16 protein-coding genes, 1 pseudogene and 1 riboswitch are annotated in these 16,323 nt (G+C 65.9%); of the genes and pseudogenes, 14 read left to right on the top strand and 3 right to left on the bottom strand.

What is annotated here, in order from left to right; all coding sequences use genetic code 11:
- Positions 1–104 precede the first annotated feature (104 nt).
- The 8 genes and pseudogenes from ACVI1L_RS37810 (at position 105) to ACVI1L_RS37775 (ending at position 10,044) form a co-directional block, all read left to right on the top strand.
- Complete coding sequence (locus tag ACVI1L_RS37810) at positions 105–965, top strand: MaoC family dehydratase (protein WP_076831310.1); 861 nt, start codon at positions 105–107, stop codon at positions 963–965.
- Positions 966–1,151: 186 nt separating this feature from the next.
- The gene (locus ACVI1L_RS37805; RefSeq protein WP_456785160.1) at positions 1,152–2,033 is read left to right on the top strand and encodes an SDR family oxidoreductase; all 882 of its coding nucleotides are present in this window, start codon (positions 1,152–1,154) and stop codon (positions 2,031–2,033) included.
- 94 nt (positions 2,034–2,127) lie between these two features.
- A complete protein-coding gene (locus ACVI1L_RS37800; protein WP_456785159.1) occupies positions 2,128–3,084 on the top strand; it encodes a dihydrodipicolinate synthase family protein in 957 nt (318 codons plus the stop codon).
- A gap of 2 nt (positions 3,085–3,086) precedes the next feature.
- Positions 3,087–3,887: an NUDIX hydrolase gene (locus tag ACVI1L_RS37795; RefSeq protein ID WP_456785158.1), complete on the top strand. Its 801-nt coding sequence runs from the start codon at positions 3,087–3,089 to the stop codon at positions 3,885–3,887.
- Between the two features lie 199 nt (positions 3,888–4,086).
- A pseudogene (locus ACVI1L_RS37790) lies at positions 4,087–4,995 on the top strand (IS30 family transposase); the annotation flags it as partial.
- A gap of 201 nt (positions 4,996–5,196) precedes the next feature.
- Positions 5,197–6,105, top strand: coding sequence for a DMT family transporter (locus tag ACVI1L_RS37785; RefSeq protein WP_229158986.1), 909 nt, complete (start codon positions 5,197–5,199; stop codon positions 6,103–6,105).
- A 137-nt stretch (positions 6,106–6,242) separates the two neighbouring features.
- Positions 6,243–7,214: a Bug family tripartite tricarboxylate transporter substrate binding protein gene (locus ACVI1L_RS37780; protein ID WP_456785157.1), complete on the top strand. Its 972-nt coding sequence runs from the start codon at positions 6,243–6,245 to the stop codon at positions 7,212–7,214.
- Between the two features lie 148 nt (positions 7,215–7,362).
- A complete protein-coding gene (locus ACVI1L_RS37775; RefSeq protein WP_076831293.1) occupies positions 7,363–10,044 on the top strand; it encodes a PAS domain S-box protein in 2,682 nt (893 codons plus the stop codon).
- A gap of 192 nt (positions 10,045–10,236) precedes the next feature.
- On the opposite strand, the gene ACVI1L_RS37770 is transcribed toward ACVI1L_RS37775, so the two are convergent.
- Positions 10,237–10,587, bottom strand: coding sequence for a GrlR family regulatory protein (locus ACVI1L_RS37770; protein ID WP_456785156.1), 351 nt, complete (start codon positions 10,585–10,587; stop codon positions 10,237–10,239).
- A 316-nt stretch (positions 10,588–10,903) separates the two neighbouring features.
- Here ACVI1L_RS37770 and ACVI1L_RS37765 point away from each other — a divergent pair, with 316 nt between their 5' ends.
- Positions 10,904–11,254 carry a hypothetical protein gene (locus tag ACVI1L_RS37765; protein WP_141340965.1) on the top strand — a complete coding sequence of 117 codons (351 nt, stop codon included), beginning with the start codon at positions 10,904–10,906 and terminating at the stop codon, positions 11,252–11,254.
- Positions 11,255–11,269: 15 nt separating this feature from the next.
- Here ACVI1L_RS37765 and ACVI1L_RS37760 read toward each other — a convergent pair whose 3' ends face one another.
- Positions 11,270–11,653 (bottom strand): VOC family protein, encoded by a 384-nt coding sequence (locus ACVI1L_RS37760; protein ID WP_456785155.1) that lies wholly within the window; start codon positions 11,651–11,653, stop codon positions 11,270–11,272.
- Between the two features lie 261 nt (positions 11,654–11,914).
- Here ACVI1L_RS37760 and ACVI1L_RS37755 point away from each other — a divergent pair, with 261 nt between their 5' ends.
- Positions 11,915–12,550 (top strand): hypothetical protein, encoded by a 636-nt coding sequence (locus tag ACVI1L_RS37755; RefSeq protein WP_233475693.1) that lies wholly within the window; start codon positions 11,915–11,917, stop codon positions 12,548–12,550.
- 215 nt (positions 12,551–12,765) lie between these two features.
- Positions 12,766–13,296, top strand: coding sequence for a hypothetical protein (locus ACVI1L_RS37750; RefSeq protein WP_253639654.1), 531 nt, complete (start codon positions 12,766–12,768; stop codon positions 13,294–13,296).
- A 120-nt stretch (positions 13,297–13,416) separates the two neighbouring features.
- Here the strand turns inward: ACVI1L_RS37750 and ACVI1L_RS37745 are convergent, their stop codons facing one another.
- The gene (locus ACVI1L_RS37745; protein ID WP_028339251.1) at positions 13,417–13,827 is read right to left on the bottom strand and encodes a hypothetical protein; all 411 of its coding nucleotides are present in this window, start codon (positions 13,825–13,827) and stop codon (positions 13,417–13,419) included.
- Between the two features lie 217 nt (positions 13,828–14,044).
- A riboswitch (ZMP/ZTP riboswitch) is annotated at positions 14,045–14,124 on the top strand.
- 15 nt (positions 14,125–14,139) lie between these two features.
- Between ACVI1L_RS37745 and ACVI1L_RS37740 the strand changes: the two genes are divergently transcribed.
- The 3 genes from ACVI1L_RS37740 (at position 14,140) to ACVI1L_RS37730 (ending at position 16,231) form a co-directional block, all read left to right on the top strand.
- Complete coding sequence (locus tag ACVI1L_RS37740; RefSeq protein WP_057015829.1) at positions 14,140–15,003, top strand: bifunctional 5,10-methylenetetrahydrofolate dehydrogenase/5,10-methenyltetrahydrofolate cyclohydrolase; 864 nt, start codon at positions 14,140–14,142, stop codon at positions 15,001–15,003.
- A gap of 129 nt (positions 15,004–15,132) precedes the next feature.
- Positions 15,133–15,585, top strand: a complete 453-nt coding sequence (locus ACVI1L_RS37735) for a MaoC/PaaZ C-terminal domain-containing protein (RefSeq protein ID WP_076831284.1) — start codon at positions 15,133–15,135, stop codon at positions 15,583–15,585.
- Between the two features lie 58 nt (positions 15,586–15,643).
- On the top strand, positions 15,644–16,231 hold the full coding sequence (locus ACVI1L_RS37730) for a zinc-ribbon domain containing protein (RefSeq protein ID WP_200844627.1): 588 nt from the start codon (positions 15,644–15,646) through the stop codon (positions 16,229–16,231).
- Positions 16,232–16,323 lie beyond the last annotated feature (92 nt).

Below are 16,323 nucleotides of genomic sequence, written 5' to 3'. Positions count from 1 at the left end.
GAAACGAGTTTGAGACGACTGCCGGTGCTGCCCTCTCCCACAAGGGGAGAGGGCGCAGTAATGGGCACCGTGCCGTTAAGAATACATTCGGGGAGAAAACAACGATGCCGATCGTGTACGAACAGCTGATGGCCCTGAAGAATCTCGGCCAGAAATACAGCTACGCCGACCGCGACGTGATGCTCTATGCCTATGGCATCGGCCTGGGTGCCGATCCGATGGACGAGAAGGAGCTCGCTTTCGTCAATGAGGGCGTGCTGACGCCGCGCCCGCTCAAGGTGGTGCCGACGTTTGCCTCGGTCGCGGCCTGGGGCGCCGGTCCCGGCGAGATGAATCTTAACCGCGTCATGGTGGTCGACGGCGAGCGCGACATCACCTTCCACAAGCCGTTCGCGACCGCCGCGCACATCACGGCCGACTCGACCGTGCTCGACGTGTTCGACAAGGGCAAGGACAAGGGCGCGGTGATCCGCCACCAGACCGTGCTGAAGGACGAGAAGGGCGACAAGCTCGCCACGCTGGTCGCCTCGCGCTTCGCCCGCGGCGATGGCGGCTTCGGCGGCCCGTCCGACGGCCAGCCCGAGCCGCACAAGGTGCCGGAGCGCGCGCCGGACAAGGTGGTCGACATCACGACGCGGCCCGACCAGGCGCTGGTCTATCGGCTGTGCGGCGACCGCAACCCGCTGCACTCCGATCCGGAGTTCGCCAGGAAGGCCGGCTTCCCGCGGCCGATCCTGCACGGCATGTGCACCTACGGCATCACCTGCCGCGGCGTGCTGCAGACCTATGCCGACTACGATCCGTCCGCCTTCAAGCAGCACGTGGCGCGGTTCTCCTCGCCGGTGTTCCCCGGTGAGACCGTGACCATGGAGCTGTGGAAGGACGGCAATGTGGTGTCGTTCGAGGCCAAGGTGAAGTCGCGCGGCGTCACCGTGATCAAGAGCGGCAAGACGGTGCTGGCGTAGCAACGCTCGACGGCCGTCGACTCCCTCGCCCCGCTCTTGCGGGGAGAGGGTGGGGTGAGGGGCTTTCTCCGCAACGGTGGTCTTGCGGACAGACCTGTACCCCTCACCCGGATCGCAAGGGCGATCCGACCTCTCCCCGCAGGCGGGGAGAGGTGAAGAAGAAAGAACAACACGGAGAAAACAACCATGGGATTACTCGACGGCAAGGTGGCGCTGATCACGGGCGCCGGCGGCGGGCTTGGTGAAGCCTATGCGAAGCTGTTTGCGCGCGAGGGCGCGGCCGTGGTGGTCAACGATCTCGGCGGCCCGCGCGACGGCTCGGGCTCCGACAAGTCGATGGCCGACAAGGTGGTCGACGCGATCAAGGCCGAGGGCGGCCGCGCGGTCGCAAATGGCGCCGACATCTCGACCTTGGCCGGCGGCCAGTCGGTGTTCGACGACGCCATCAAGCATTTCGGCCGCGCCGACATCCTGGTCAACAATGCCGGCATCCTGCTCGACGAGACCTTCCACAAGGCCAAGGAAGCGAACTGGGACAAGGTGATGAAGGTGCACCTCAAGGGCACCTTCTGCTGCAGCCAGCCGGTGTTCAAATGGATGCGCGACAATGGCGGCGGCGTCATCGTCAACACGTCCTCGACCTCGGGCCTGATCGGCAATTTCGGCCAGACCAATTACGGCGCCGCCAAGGGCGGCATCTGGGGCCTCTCCAATGTGCTGGCGATCGAGGGCCGCAAGTACAACATCCGGATCTGGACCCTGGCGCCGGGCGCGCTGACCCGCATGACCGCGGACCTGCCGCGCTACAAGGAGAACCCGGGTGCGGCGCTCGGGCCCGATGGCATCGCGCCGGCCGTGCTCTACATGGTCAGCGATCTGTCGGGCGACCAGACCGGCAAGGTGCTTGGCGTCTCCGGCCCGCGCGGCGTCCGCGAAATGCGGATGATGGAAATGGAGGGCTGGACGCCGCCATTCACGGGATGGAAGGCGGAGGACATCGTCACCCACGCCAAGGAGATCTTCTTCTCCGAGGAAGAGATCAAGAAGTCGGCGCGGCGGTTCAAGTAAGGATTGGCACCCGCGACTGCGGGGACGGCTTCCCGATGCGCAATGGCGCATCGGGAAATGACGCTGTATAGAGGGCGAAACAGACGAGGTACCCATGACCAAACTCACCGCCCAGGCCGCAGGAACCTTTGCGATCGCGCCGACCCCGTTCCACGACGACGGCCGCATCGACGAGGCATCGATCGACCGGCTGACCGATTTCTATGCCGATGTCGGCTGCGACGGCGTCACCGTGCTCGGCATCCTGGGCGAGGCGCCGAAGCTCGACGCCGCGGAGGCCGAGCAGGTCGCGCTGCGCTTCGTCAAGCGCGCCAAGAGGCTCCAGGTCATCGTCGGTGTCTCGGCGCCGGGCTTTGCCACGATGCGCTCGCTGGCGAAGAAGTCGATGGATGCGGGCGCCGCCGGCGTCATGATCGCGCCGCCGCCGCATCTGCGTACCGACGACCAGATCATCGGCTATTTCAAGCAGGCGCAGGAAGCGATCGGCGACGATATTCCCTGGGTGCTGCAGGACTATCCGCTGACGCTGACCGTCGTGTTCACGCCGGCCGTGATCCGCAAGATCGTGATGGATTCGCCGTCCTGCGTGATGCTCAAGCACGAGGACTGGCCGGGCCTGGAGAAGATTTCGACCTTGCGCAACTTCCAGAAGGACGGCTCGCTGCGGCCGCTGTCGATCCTGGTCGGCAATGGCGGCCTTTTCCTCGATTTCGAGATGGAGCGCGGCGCCGATGGTGCAATGACCGGCTATGCCTTCCCCGAGCTGCTGATCGATGTCGTCAACCTGTCCAAGGCCGGCAAGCGTGATGCCGCGCATGATCTGTTCGACGCGCATCTGCCGCTGATCCGCTACGAGCAGCAGCCCGGCGTCGGTCTCACCGTGCGCAAATACGTGCTGCAGAAGCGCGGCATCATCTCCTCCAGCGCGCAGCGCAAGCCCGGAGCCGTCATCACGCCGCAGGCAAGGGCGGAGGTCGACTATCTCTTGTCCCGTGTGGCGCGCGTCGACCGTCGCGCCAATCTGCAACCGCAATCCAGTGCAGCAGGCTAATCATGACCGAGATCGTTGCCCCGCGCCTTGCGTCGACCGTGCTGCTGCTGCGTGACGGCAGCTCATCGGGCGAAATCGAAGTCTTCATGATGGTCCGCCATCACCAGATCGAGTTCAACTCGGGTGCGCTGGTGTTTCCGGGCGGCAGCGTCGACAAGAACGACAAGGAGATCGCCGCCGATCCCGCGCTCTATTCCGGCGGCGAAGGGCTCGACGGCGACGCGCTCGGCTTCCGCATCGCGGCGATCCGCGAGACCTTCGAGGAGAGCGGCATCCTGCTGGCGCGGCCGGTAGGCTCGAAAGACCTGGTCGATGCGAAGCGCGCGAACGAGATCGCGACCGCGCATCGCACGGCGCTGAACGAAGGCAAGATCAGCTTCCTCAAGGTGCTGACCGACAACGGCATGGTGCTCGCGCTCGATGAGCTCGTGCCGTATGCGCACTGGATCACGCCGGAGGGCATGCCGAAGCGCTTCGACACCTGGTTCTTCCTGGCCGCCGCACCGCCCGAGCAGCTCGGCGCCCATGACGGCAAGGAATCGACCGACTCGATCTGGGTGTCGACGCGCGAGGCGCTGGAGGGCGGCGAGACCGGCCGCTTCAAGCTGCCGTTCCCGACCACGCGCAATTTGATCAGGCTCGGCAAGCAGCCGAACGTCGGCGCCGCGCTCGCCGACAGCGAGGGCAAGCCGATCGTCGCCGTGATGCCCGTGATGACCAAGACCGCCAGCGGCCGCCAGCTCCGCATCCCCAAGGAAGCGGGGTACGATGGCGAGGTGTTCGACGTCGGGGCGCTGGGGTAGGTCCGTCGTCCTGAGAGACGTCGAGTGCGTGACTCACAGGCAGCGCTATGTCGTCCCGGCGAAGGCCGGGACCCATAACCACCGAACTGCATTGCTGCGCGACGCCGAGGCTGCAGCTTTTTCCAACAACACAACCCTGTGGTAATGGGTCCCCTGAGTTCACAAACGAAGTGCAACACTTCCTTGAGGAGGTGTTGCCATGGGGCGGACTTACAAGCAGCTCTCTCTGGACGACCGATGCGAGATTGCCTGCCTATCGGCCAATGGCAGCTCGGTCCGGCAAATCGCGGCAGCTCTGGATCGCTCGCCATCAACGATCTCTCGGGAACTGAGGCGCAATCGGGGGAGCCAGGTCGGCTACAAGCCGAGCTATGCCCAGCACCAGATGCGAGCGCGGCGCTGGACGGGCGGACGCCTCGAACGGGAGCCCGGCCTGCGCCGCGCGGTGTTGCAACGCCTTCGCCGCGGCTGGTCGCCCGAGCAGGTCGCTGGCCGGCTGGCCCGCGAGTACGGGCGCAAGGTGATCTCCCACGAGACCATCTACCGCTTCATCTATCGCCAACTCAGGCGCACCACGGACTTCAACTGGCGGCGCTATCTGCCGCGCGCCAAGAGCAAGCGCGGCTGCCGCGGCAAGCGGGGCGGCAGCCCCGCAAGCTTCATCGAAGGCCGTGTTTCCCTGGCAAATCGGCCGCTCGAAGCGGCCGACCGCAGCGTGCCCGGGCACTGGGAGGCCGACCTGATGATGTTCTCGAAATACGGTCAGGCCGTGCTGACCGTGCACGAGCGCACCTCGCGGCTGCTGCTCGGCATCCGCCTTGCCAGCAAGGTCGCGCGCGGTGTCGCCCGCCATCTCGTGGGCTTCTTCGCGCCCCTTCCACAAGAGCTGCGCCAGAGCGTTACCTTCGACAACGGCACCGAGTTCGCCGGTCACCTGGCGCTGCACCGCCTCTCGATCGCGACCTTCTTCTGCGATCCCCATGCCCCCTGGCAGAAGGGTGGCATCGAGAACGCCATCGGTAGGATGCGCCGCTTTATTCCCCGCAAGACGGATCTCGTAACCCTCTCGACCGCCAGATTCCGCCAGTTCATCGCCGCCTACAACAACACCCCGCGCAAATGCCTTGACTACCGCACGCCTGCCGAGTCCTTTGCTCAAGTGTTGCACTTCGAATGTGAATCCACCTCCCGGCCTTCGCCGGGACGACGGGGAAGGAGAGTCGCTTCTCCACATTTCGGCTTATATCGAAATATCATCACCTCGCAGCGATGTAGCTTCCGTCTCAACCATCGAGACGGGATCCCGCCAATGACCACCGCCCCACGACAGCCGAGCATGGCCTTCGAGCTCGCCTTGCTGCTCGCGCTCGCCACCCTGTGGGGCGGCTCCTATACCTTCATCAAGCTTGGTGTCGCGACCATCCCGCCGATCACGCTGATCGCGGCGCGCACCACGATCGCGGGGCTGCTGCTGCTCGTCATCATGCGGATGCGCGGCGTATCGATGCCGGCCGATCGCGCGACCTGGCGCCGCTTCATCTTTCAGGCCTGCCTCAACAGCGTGATCCCGTGGACGCTGATCGCCTGGGGCGAGCGCTTCGTCGATGCCGGGCTCGCCACCATCCTCAATTCGGCCTCGCCGATCTTCACCTTCCTGTTCACCGCCGCGATCACCCGCCATGAGGGGGCGAGCCCGCGCAAGCTGTTCGGGGTGATATCAGGCATGGCCGGCATCTGCCTGATCGTCGGCGTCGATGCGTTCCGCGATCTCGGGCAGGGGATCGTGGCCGAGGTCGCGATCGTCGCCGCCACCATCTGCTACGCCTGTGCCGCGATCTTCAGCCGCGGCTTCAAGGAGCTCGATCCGATGGCGCCGGCGGCGGGTTCGCTGCTCGCGGGCGCCGCGATCCTCGTTCCGCTCAGCCTTGTCGTCGAGCGGCCCTGGACGCTTTCGCCGTCGACGACATCGCTCACCGCATTGCTGGCGCTTGCCGTGTTCTCGACCGCGATCGCGTTCGTGATCTACTTCCGCCTGATCCAGACCCTCGGCTCGGTCGGCACCACCGCGCAAGCTTACTTGCGGGTGCCGATCGGGGTGGCGCTCAGCGTCATGGTGCTGGGCGAACGGCTGAGCCCGACGGCGTGGATCGGCCTCGCCTGCGTCGTGATCGGCGTCGCCGCGATGACGATTCCTGCACGAAGGATCGCCACGGCCTGACGTCATCGCCGCGATGACGATTCCTGGGCGCAAGATCGCCCCGCCTGAAGTTTCGCCCGCTGAAACCGGCGCCTTGCTGCCGCCGGCCAATGCCTGCATGCTGCCCGCAACGAGACCACAGGGCGGGAAACGGGACGATGTTGCGGCGGATCAGCCTCATTGCCGGTGCGTGCATGGCGTTGCTGGCGATGGCCGGCACGGTGCGCGCGCAGGACTTCCCGAGCCGGCCGATCCGCATCGTCATTCCCTACGCGCCGGGCAGCGTCGCCGACGTGTTCGCGCGCATCATGGCGCAGGACATGCAGGAGCAATGGAAGGGGACGATCGTCGTCGAGGCCAAATCCGGCGCCAATGGCTCGATCGCGGCCGAGGAGGTCGCCCGCGCCGCTCCCGATGGTTACACATGGCTGTTGGTGACGACCTTCTTTACCGCAAGCCCGGGGCTGAACACGCAGCTGCGCTGGGATCCCGTGAAGGATTTCGTGCCGGTCGGGCAGATCTGTCTCGCCCCGAACTTCTTCATCGTGCCGACCTCGCTGCCAGTGAAGACCGTCGCCGACTATGTCGCGCTGGCCAAGGCCAAGCCGGGGACGCTGAACTACAGCCATCCCGGCAAGGGCTCGACCGGCCATCTCGGCTTCGAGCTGTTCAAGCGGCTCGCCGGCATCGACGTCACCGCGATCGGCTATCGCGGCTATCCGCAGATGGTGCCCGATATCGCGAGCGGCCTGATCACCTCGAGCTTCCTGTCGGCCAACCAGGCGCTGGCCCAGGTGCAGTCCGGCAGCATCCGGATCATCGGGGCGATCAGCGACGGCCGCTCGAAGTATTTCCCCGACGTGCCGACCATGGCCGAGCAGGGCTTTGCCGAGGCGCAGGTGACGCCGTGGTTCGGCTTCGTGGTGCCGGCCGGCACGCCGCAGCCGGTGGTCGAACGCATCAGCGGGGCGCTCGAAACCGCGCTGGCTTCCACCGAGGTGCGCAAGAAGCTGGATGTCGCCGGTTGCGACGCCCGTAGCGCGCCGCTGAGGCAGTTCGCCGATATCATCAAGGCGGACGTTGCGCTCTGGGCCAGGGTGGTCAAGGAGGCCGGCATCCCGCCGGACTGAGCCCCGCCGCCCTGTGCCGGAATCGGCCACCGGCACCCGCCCGGGGTGACGCCGGTCACACCGCCCGCGGGTTGGGCCGTGCAGCATGTTTCCCCAAAGCCCGTAATTTCCCGTATATTAGGGCGCATTGGACCCCGGCCTTGATGACATGACCGCTGAATTGCCGCCGAATTCGCAAGCGCCGCGTGCGTTCTCCCTCTCCATTGGCCAGCTCACGTTCGGCAGCTTCCTGCTGGTCCTGGCTGTGATCATCATCACATCCACCGCCAGCGTGATCGCGATCCGCCACATCGATACCACCTTCGCCGAGTTGCAGCGGCTGCAGAGTGTCGGCGACATCGCCGAGGATATCGACCGCCGCATGAACGAGCTGCGGCTCGCGGCGCGCGATTTCGTCACCGAGCCGGGCAGCCAGTCGGTCCAGGTCGCGGAGGCGGCCCAGTCGCTGAGCGAGATCCTGAAAAAGACCCGCATCAAGCTGGCGCCCGAGCAGCAGGACATGATCGACGGCGTCACCCAACGGCTGGCGACCTATCGCAACGGCATCGAGCGCATCTCGGCGCTGCTCAGCCGCCGGGCCGAGCTGGTCGCCGGGCTGCCGCCGCTGCGCGACGCCTTCGACAAGGCGGTCGCCGCGAGCAACGATGCGGCGCTGGCCAATGCGCTGTCGCAATCCCAGAGCCGGATTGCCACCGCATTGCTGGCGCACAACACGTCCGCTGCCGAGCAGGCCGCGCAGAGCATGCGGGCGATGACCATCTCCGATCCCGCGCTGCGCGGCGCCGTCGATAATTATGCCGAGGCGATCATCGCGGTCTCGGTGCGCGAGGGCCAGATCGCCGACATCGACAAGGAGGTGCTCGGCGCCGAAGGCCGGTTGATCCAGAAGGTCACCGAGCTGCTCCGCGAGCTCAGCTCTCGCCGCGGCCACGTGCTGTCGCGCGATTTTGCCCGGACGCTGGCCGAAGCAAAATGGCAGAGCATCGTGCTCGGCACGGCGGGTGTGCTGATCGGCCTGTTCGCGTCGGTGTTGGTGGTTCGCCGCACCGTCCGCCCGCTCGCCAGGATCGCGGGCTCGATCCGCAAGGTCGCCGGCGGCGAGAAGAGCGCGTTCATTCCCGGCGCCGACCTCGACAACGAGATCGGCGACATCGCACGCGCCGCCGAAGTGTTCCGCCAGACCCTGGTCGACGCCGACAGCGCGCGCGAGGCTGCGCTGCGCGCGCTCGCCGAGCAGCGGCTCGCCGAGGAGAGCTACCACAAGCTGTTCGAAGCGTCGGTCGAGGGCATCTACGTCACGACGCCGGGCGGCGCGCTGCTCAACGCCAATCCGGCGCTGGCGCGGATGATGGGCTATGCCACGCCGCAGGACCTGATCAAGGGCATCGACGACATCGCCACTACCGTCTATGTGGATCCGGCGGCGCGCGAGCAGTACCAGCAGCTGATGCAGCGCGACGGCACGGTGCGCGACTACGAGTACCAGGTGCGCGCGAGCGACGGCACCGTGCTGTGGCTGTCCGATTCGGCGACCGTCGTCCGCAACGACGAGGGCGAAGTGATCCGCTACGAGGGCACGGTGCGCGACATCACCGACCAGAAGCGCGCCGAAGACGCGATCGCCGAAGGCCGTCGGCTGTTGCAGATGGTCATCGACACCGTGCCCGCCGTCATCAACGTCAAGGACCGCGACCTGCGCTACGTGCTGATGAACCGCTACATGGCGGGAATCTTCGGCATCGAGCCGCAGGACGCGATCGGCCAGACCACCGGCGAGCTGATGTCGCGCTATGGCGCGGCGAAGACCGATGAGAACGACAAGCGCGTCCTGTCGGCGCGCCGCGAGCTCGGCTTCTATGAAGAGGAGTACAAGGACGTCGCCGGCAACATGCGGCAATGGCTGGTCAACAAGCTGCCGATCCTCGATGCGCAAGGCGAGATCGAGAACATCGTCACGGTCGCGCTCGACATCGGCGAGCGCAAGCGCTCCGAGCAGGAGATGCGCAAGGCGAGGGATTCCGCGGAGGCCGCGTTGCGCAATCTGCGGGAAACCCAGAATTCGCTGATCGAGGCCGAAAAGCTCGCCGCGCTCGGCCGCCTAGTGGCCGGCGTCGCCCATGAGGTCAACAATCCCGTCGGGATCAGCCTGACGGTGGCGTCCGCGCTGGAGCGCAAGACCGCGAATTTCGCCACCCAGGTCGAGCGCGGCGACCTGCGCCGCTCCAGCCTCAACGATTTCCTGAACACGGCGCGCGATGCCTCCTCGCAACTCGTCGCCAATCTCAACCGCGCCGCGGAGCTGATCCAGTCGTTCAAGCAGGTCGCCGCCGACCGCAACTATTCGGACCAGCGCACCTTCGACCTCGGCGATCTCACCGAGCAGGTGGTGATGAGTCTGAGGCCCGGCCTGCGCAAGCACAATCTGACGCTCAATGTCGATTGCGAGCCGAACCTGATCATGAATTCCTATCCGGGACCGTATGGCCAGGTGCTGACCAATCTGTTTCTCAACGCGGTCGCGCATGCGTTCCCGGACGGCAAGGCCGGCGAGGTCGAGATCCAGGTCCATGCCGCCGGCGGCGACAATGTCGAGGTGATCTTCGCCGACAATGGCTGCGGCATGAGCCTCGACGTGCGCCGCCGTGCCTTCGATCCGTTCTTCACGACGCGGCGCGATCAGGGCGGCACCGGGCTCGGCCTGCACATCGTCTACAGCATCGTCACCACGCGGCTCGGCGGCCGGCTCTCGCTGGATTCCGCACCGGGCAACGGCACACGCATCCAGATGATCCTCCCGCGCGTCGCGCCGCTGGAGCAGGCCGCGGAATAGCGCGAAGCGTAGTGGCCAACCACGCGTTTGCTTTCGATCCGTCATCCTGAGGAGCGGCGAAGCCGCGTCTCGAAGGATGCACGGCCCGGCTCGTGGCCGTCGATCCTTCGAGGCTCGCTGTGCTCGCGCCTCCAGCGACAAAGGCGAAGCCTTTGCGCGGGGGTGACGGATCTAGCAGCGAGTCTCAAACTGCTAATTGATATCCGCGAGCTTGTGCAGCGTGGCGCCAAAGATCAGGCTCGCCTTGCCGACCAGTGCGGTCCCGCTCATGGTGCCGCGGGTGTCGGTGAAGGTGCCGGAGACGCCGATGCCGACGGGCGCGGGCCCGCCGAACAGCGGGTTGTCGGTGTCGCGCGGCGTCGTGTGGCGTTGCACAAGGATTTCGCCCTTGAAGGCATCGCCCTTCACCGTGTAGCTGCCGGTGTAGTAAAGATAGGCGTCGCCGCCCAGTATCTGGCCGTTGCGGAAGAGAATGACGCCGCTGCCCTTGCCGACGCGACCGTCCAGCAGGGTGACGTGAATTGAGTAAAGTCCGTTCTTCATGACGTCCCGATTGCTGGCCGCCGCGCCCACGGCAAGCCAGTTGGTTTTTTATGCCAAAGCGAGCAACCTCGTGCAATGCGGCAGGTTGATTCCCGGGTGTCCCGCGTTCGGGTGACCCTCGGTTCCTGCCAGGCAGTGTGACGGCGCAATGACAGCGGACCGTACGCGCGAATCAAAGTGGCCCGCGAAATGCATAGCTCTGGTTGCACTGGCCGGTGAGTGCTGGAGCAAACACATGTCTGACTGGATTGAATCCGGCGGCCATTGGGCACGCCCTCGCAGGCTCAATGGAACTTCGGCCCGTTATGCGGGCAGCATGATCGCATCCCTCGTGCTGATAACGCTGGTGTTGGTCGCGGCCATGCGAATCGCGCAGGCGCGCGATCCCGACGGCCGCTACGCCAATTCGCCGCTGAAGGAGTGGTTCGACGGCCTGCGCAGCGGCAAAGGGCCGTGCTGTTCGGATGCCGACGGCACAGCGGTCAGCGATGTCGACTGGGAATCCAAGGACGGGCACTATCGTGTGCGCCTCGACGGGGCGTGGATCGATGTCCCCGACGAGGCCGTGGTCACCGAGCCCAACCGGGTCGGTCGCGCCATGGTCTGGCCGATTCCCAGCTACATGGGCGTGACGATCCGCTGCTTCATGCCCGGCAGCATGACTTAGCGCCGCACGCGTGGCTCAGACGTATTTCTGATCGCGCTCGAGCAGTTCGATCGAGATGCCCTGCGGGCCACGGATGAAGCAGATCCGCACGCCGGGACGGATCGTGGTCGGCTCCTTGGTGAATTCGACGCCCTTGGCCTTGATCTCGGCCGCGACCGCGTCGATGTCCTTCACCGTGAGCCCGAAATGGTCGAGCCCCTGATAGGGCGTCACCGGCGCGGCGTTGACGCCGTCGCCCTGGGTCACCTCCGCAATGAACACCCTGGCGCCGCCGAGGTGGACGTCGATGCGGCCGGGGCCGCGGATGATCTCGCCGCCGAGAATGTCGCGCAGCCAGGTCGCGGTGGCCTCGGGATCGGGACTGCGCAGGTGGACGTGGTCCCAGGTGACGACAGGCATTGCGATCTCCTTGTTGTTGTCGTGCCGCTGTTCGGTGCGCGGCACTCGCTCTCGGGCGGCGCAAATCTAGCGAGCGGTTCGCTGGGATACCATCCCTCGTTATGCCTGCCCAAGATTGTCGTCCCGGAATGAAACCATTGCGGCCGTCAGCGATTGTTTTTGCGTGGCCGCTCGACCTGCGGCCGTCCCGGAAGCCGCGCGGTGCGGCTTCCTCTCTGTGTGGGGGCGGCCCGATCAGGCTGCCAGGGTGAGGGCACGACGATGCGGATCGGCTTGGCGTCGTTTCGGAGGTTGGCCGCCGGACGTCTCGGTGAAGGGGGCTTCTACGCCAGCCTGCTGCTGCCGCTGATTGCGCTCGCCGGGATCGCCGCATGGTTCATGCTTCCCGAGCCGAGCGACGCCGGGGACCAGGATGTCTGGCCGGTGTCCTCCATGATCCGCACCGCGCAGAATGCCCCGACCGGCGAGCAACCAGCCCAAATCACAAATCAGACCGCGAGGGATGCGCTTGCCGCACCGGCGGACGAGCCGACCACCGTCGGTGTGGCCATTGCTCCACAGGGGGCAGAGGAGGCCAAGCCGTCCGGGCCCGGCGCTGAAAGGTCGCCGCTGGATAAGCTGCGGATCGCCTCGCAATCGTGGCGGCGCGGCGGGCTGGGTTCGAAGGCGCTGGTCACCCTGACGCTGCGCAATGCCAATGATTTCGCCGTCAAGGATATCGAGATCGCCTGCGCCTTCATCCGCCGGGACGGTCGGCCGCTGACCGAGCGCAAGCGGCTGATCTCCGACACCATCGCCATGAAGAGCCGCAAGACTTACTCGCAAATGTTGGTCGGGTTCGTCAACGTGAACGCAAACAAGGCGAAATGTTCGGTCGTGACGGCGAGCCGCCTCTAATTCCCGGCATCTCGAAAAAGTGACCGCGAATTGACTTGTCGGGTGAACCGTAACGGCCGGACAGGAACTAACTAATAAACCAGCCGTTAGCGAACGACCCGGGAGCGCGGACAGCGTCCGGGTGATCATGCGCAGACGATGAAATCGCCCGCGCGATGACTGATGTCGTCGCGCCGAGATGAACCGCGCCCTGCTGCGCGGGGGGAGCTACCAAAATGCCTGTGGCGCGTTATTTCCTGTTCGTTGGTGGAGTGCTGCTCGCGCTGCTCTTCGTCGTCAATGCCATCGTGCCGCAGGAGGCCGTGGTCGCCGGCCAGAACCAGGGACTGTCGTCGCCGGGCGTCGACAAGACCATGGTGCGCATCAAGTCGACCCAGAAATTGCCCGAGCGGGTGGTGTACGACACCAATTTGCCGACCATTGTTCCGGCGCAGGTCAACGCGGTCGCCGCGGCTATCCCGTCGGCTACGGGCGATGCGTCGGCGCAAGCCCGCGTCCGCAATACGTTCGCCCAGTTCATTCCGCCGGAGAAGGCTGATGCGCAGAAGGTCGCGGCTGAGGCAAAATCGGCTGAACAACCGGCGCAGGCCCAGCCTCAGGCGCCGAAGAAGCGCAAGGTCGCGCGCTACCATGCCCATCCCCAGCAGCCGATGCGGCTGGCACAGCCCGGCATGTATCAGCCCTACCGCGTCGCGCAGCAGCAGCAGCAGCGCATGGGCTTCTTCGGCGGCTTCGGCACCTGGTAAGAAAGGGCTGCCGCAGCCGGCAATCAATCCGCCGCCGCAAACACTTGCGGCGGCTTTTTCATGTCCGCGATCAGGCGGGTGGCCTGATCCGGGACGGCGTCCGAGCGGCGCTCGCTACCTTTAGCGCGGCAGGCGCGGAATCTTGTCCGCGAAGCCGTTGTAGCAGGTCAGCCGCTCGTCCTCTTCCTTCACGAAGCGGCAATCGTTGACGCCCTTGGCCGGGGCAGCCTTCGGCTTCGGCTGCGGCTTGAAAATCTCGTCGTAGCAGATCAGCCGCTCCTTGGTGGCGTCGTCGATGTCCTGACAGGCCTGAAGCTTCTGAGCGACCGATTGAGGCTTGCCGGGCGCGGCAGGCTTCTCGCCCTTCTTGGCGGCCGACTTCTTGCCGACCTGGACCAGCGGCTTGTCGCCGACCATCGGCTGCGAGGTCGCCGCCGCCGGCTTGTCTGCGTCGGCGGGGGCCGGCGTGGTGCCTTGGGCAAGCGCGGCAGCCGGGCAGAAGAGCGCCAGCGCGAGGATGATATGTCTCATGTCGAAAATGTCCGAAATGGCGTGATGACCGGAAGGATGGCGCCGGCGATCGGAAAAGCCCGGCAAGCGCCGAGACTTAACGCAAGTCTTGCCCGAATCCTACCCCCAGAGGTGACCCGCCCGGCACCGATCCACCGGCAAAAGTGAGGGCAATTCGTCGCCGTTCGACCCGCGGGAGAGCGTGAATTGCCTTTGCCCGGCGGGGCGGCTATGACCACGCCATCTGCGCGACTGGCGCTTGGATGGACCACCATCGGGGAGCGCAGAGACTGAACGCCGCGCGCCTGGGCACCGCTTCGAAACGGAGGTGCCATGACGGCGAACATTCTCGATGGGCATGCACATGCCCAAATTGTCATCGACAAGATTGCTGGCGAACTCGACCGGCTGCCCCGCGCGCCGGGGCTTGCGGTCGTGCTGGTCGGCTGCGACCCGGCGAGCCAGATCTATGTGCAGAGCAAGGTCAGGATGGCCGAGCGGCTCGGCCTGCGCGGCGAGGTCGCACGCCTGCCGGATGATGCCAGCGAGTCCGATCTGCTTGCCGGAGTAGAGGCGCTCAATGCGCGCGACGATATCGACGGCATCCTGGTGCAGCTGCCGTTGCCGGCGCATATCGACGCCTTGCGCGTGATGGCGGCGGTCGATCCCGCCAAGGATGTCGACGGCCTGCACGCCCTGAACGCCGGCCGGCTGTTTCACGGCGATGACGCGCTGGTGCCGTGCACGCCGCTCGGCTGTCTCCGGCTGATCAAGTCGGTCCGATCAGACCTCACCGGCGCCCATGCCGTGGTGATCGGCAGCTCCAACATCGTCGGCAAGCCGATGGCCGCGTTGCTGCTGCAGGAGCACGCGACCGTGACGCAGACCCATATCCACACCCGCGGCATCAGCAGGATCTGCCGCGAGGCCGACATCCTGGTGAGTGCGGTGGGCAAGGCCGGCCTCGTGCGCGGCGACTGGATCAAGCCCCAGGCCATCGTCATCGACGTCGGCACCACGCGCGTCGAGAGGCCGGACGGCGGCTATGCGGTGTGCGGCGACGTCTCGTTCGACGAGGCGGTGCAGGTCGCCGGCGCGATCACGCCGGTGCCGCGCGGCGTCGGCCCGATGACGATCGCCTGCCTGATGGAGAACACGCTGAAGGCCGCAAAGGCGAGGGCGGCCCGGCTGCAATAGCGCGGGATGCCCGTGGCGATATGCGAGCGGCGGGTGTCGCTCGCGTATCGCGCGCGAAGTTCATGACGTCCGGGGTAATGGAAAGCCCGCACCATTCGTCTATCGTCGCGCGACAGATGGAGGCGCGCGATGCTGTATGCGGAAGATCTCACCGAGGGCCAGACGTTCAAGCTTGGCAGCTACACGATCGGCGAGGCCGAGATCCTGGAGTTCGCCGGCAAATATGATCCGGTGCCAATCCATGCCGATCCCGTCGCGGCCGCGGCAGGCCCGTTCGGCGGACTGATCGCAAGCGGTTTCAACACCATTGCGATCTATCAGCGGCTCGTCGTGGAGGCGATCTGGACCAAGGTGGCGGGGATCGTCGGGCGGAGCTTCGAGATCCGCCTGCCGAGCCCGGTTCGGCCCGGCGCCACGCTCACCGGCCAATCCCAGATCCAGAAGATCACCATCAGGCCGGAGCGGCGCGACGCTGTCGTGATCTTCAAGACGGAGCTGGTCAACGACGAGCAGCGCCCGGTTCTTGTCCTCGTGCTCGACGCGCTGATCCGCATGCGGCCGGCGGAGCAGGGGCCGGCATAGGCGCGGCCTGAGGGGCATCCCGAAGTCATCCGCCTCGGACGGCCGTCAGCGCCTCTACGTGTTCCCCACACGCGACCTTGTCGTCGCGCAATGTTGCGGCAATTATGACAAGCCGGCGGCAGAACGGCAGCGCATCAATGACGTCATCATCGACGAGGTCGTGCTGCCCGGTATTTGCTTCGTCGATGCGCCGAACGCATTCGACCCAGACGGATGTGCCGCCGTGAAACGCAGCAAGCAGACGAACGGAGAGATCGAAGCCAGGCGGCGCAAGGCCGAGGAATGGCTCCGCATGCAGACCCGACGCGCCGCTGAACGGCAACGGCTTCGCGACTACAAGATTGCGCTGGCGCGCGACGAGGTTGCCGTCGATACGACGCGGCTTGCGCCCTCGAACAGCTATTCGACCCCCGACTTCGTGCTGCGCGGAACCTATCGACCGGAGCCCTTCATCTGCAAGGACTGCGGCGTTGCCGAGGTCTGGACGCCGTTGCAGCAGAAATGGTGGTACGAGACCGCCAAGGGCGATGTATTTACCGCGGCGGTGCGCTGCCGGGCCTGCCGCACCAGGGAACGCGCGCGCAAATCCGCCGCACGCTGCGTGCATCTGGAGGGACTCGCAAGGAAGAAGCCTCCCGTCTCGTAGCGATGGGCGTGACTTCAGGGTCGCACTTAACATCTGATACGCGGGGAACCGCTGCGCAGGCGGTCAATGCGTCGCGCGTGCGGAACGTTTCG

It is taken from the genome of Bradyrhizobium sp. USDA 4516, from assembly GCF_054055915.1.
This window is presented reverse-complemented; position numbering and strand designations above follow the sequence as displayed.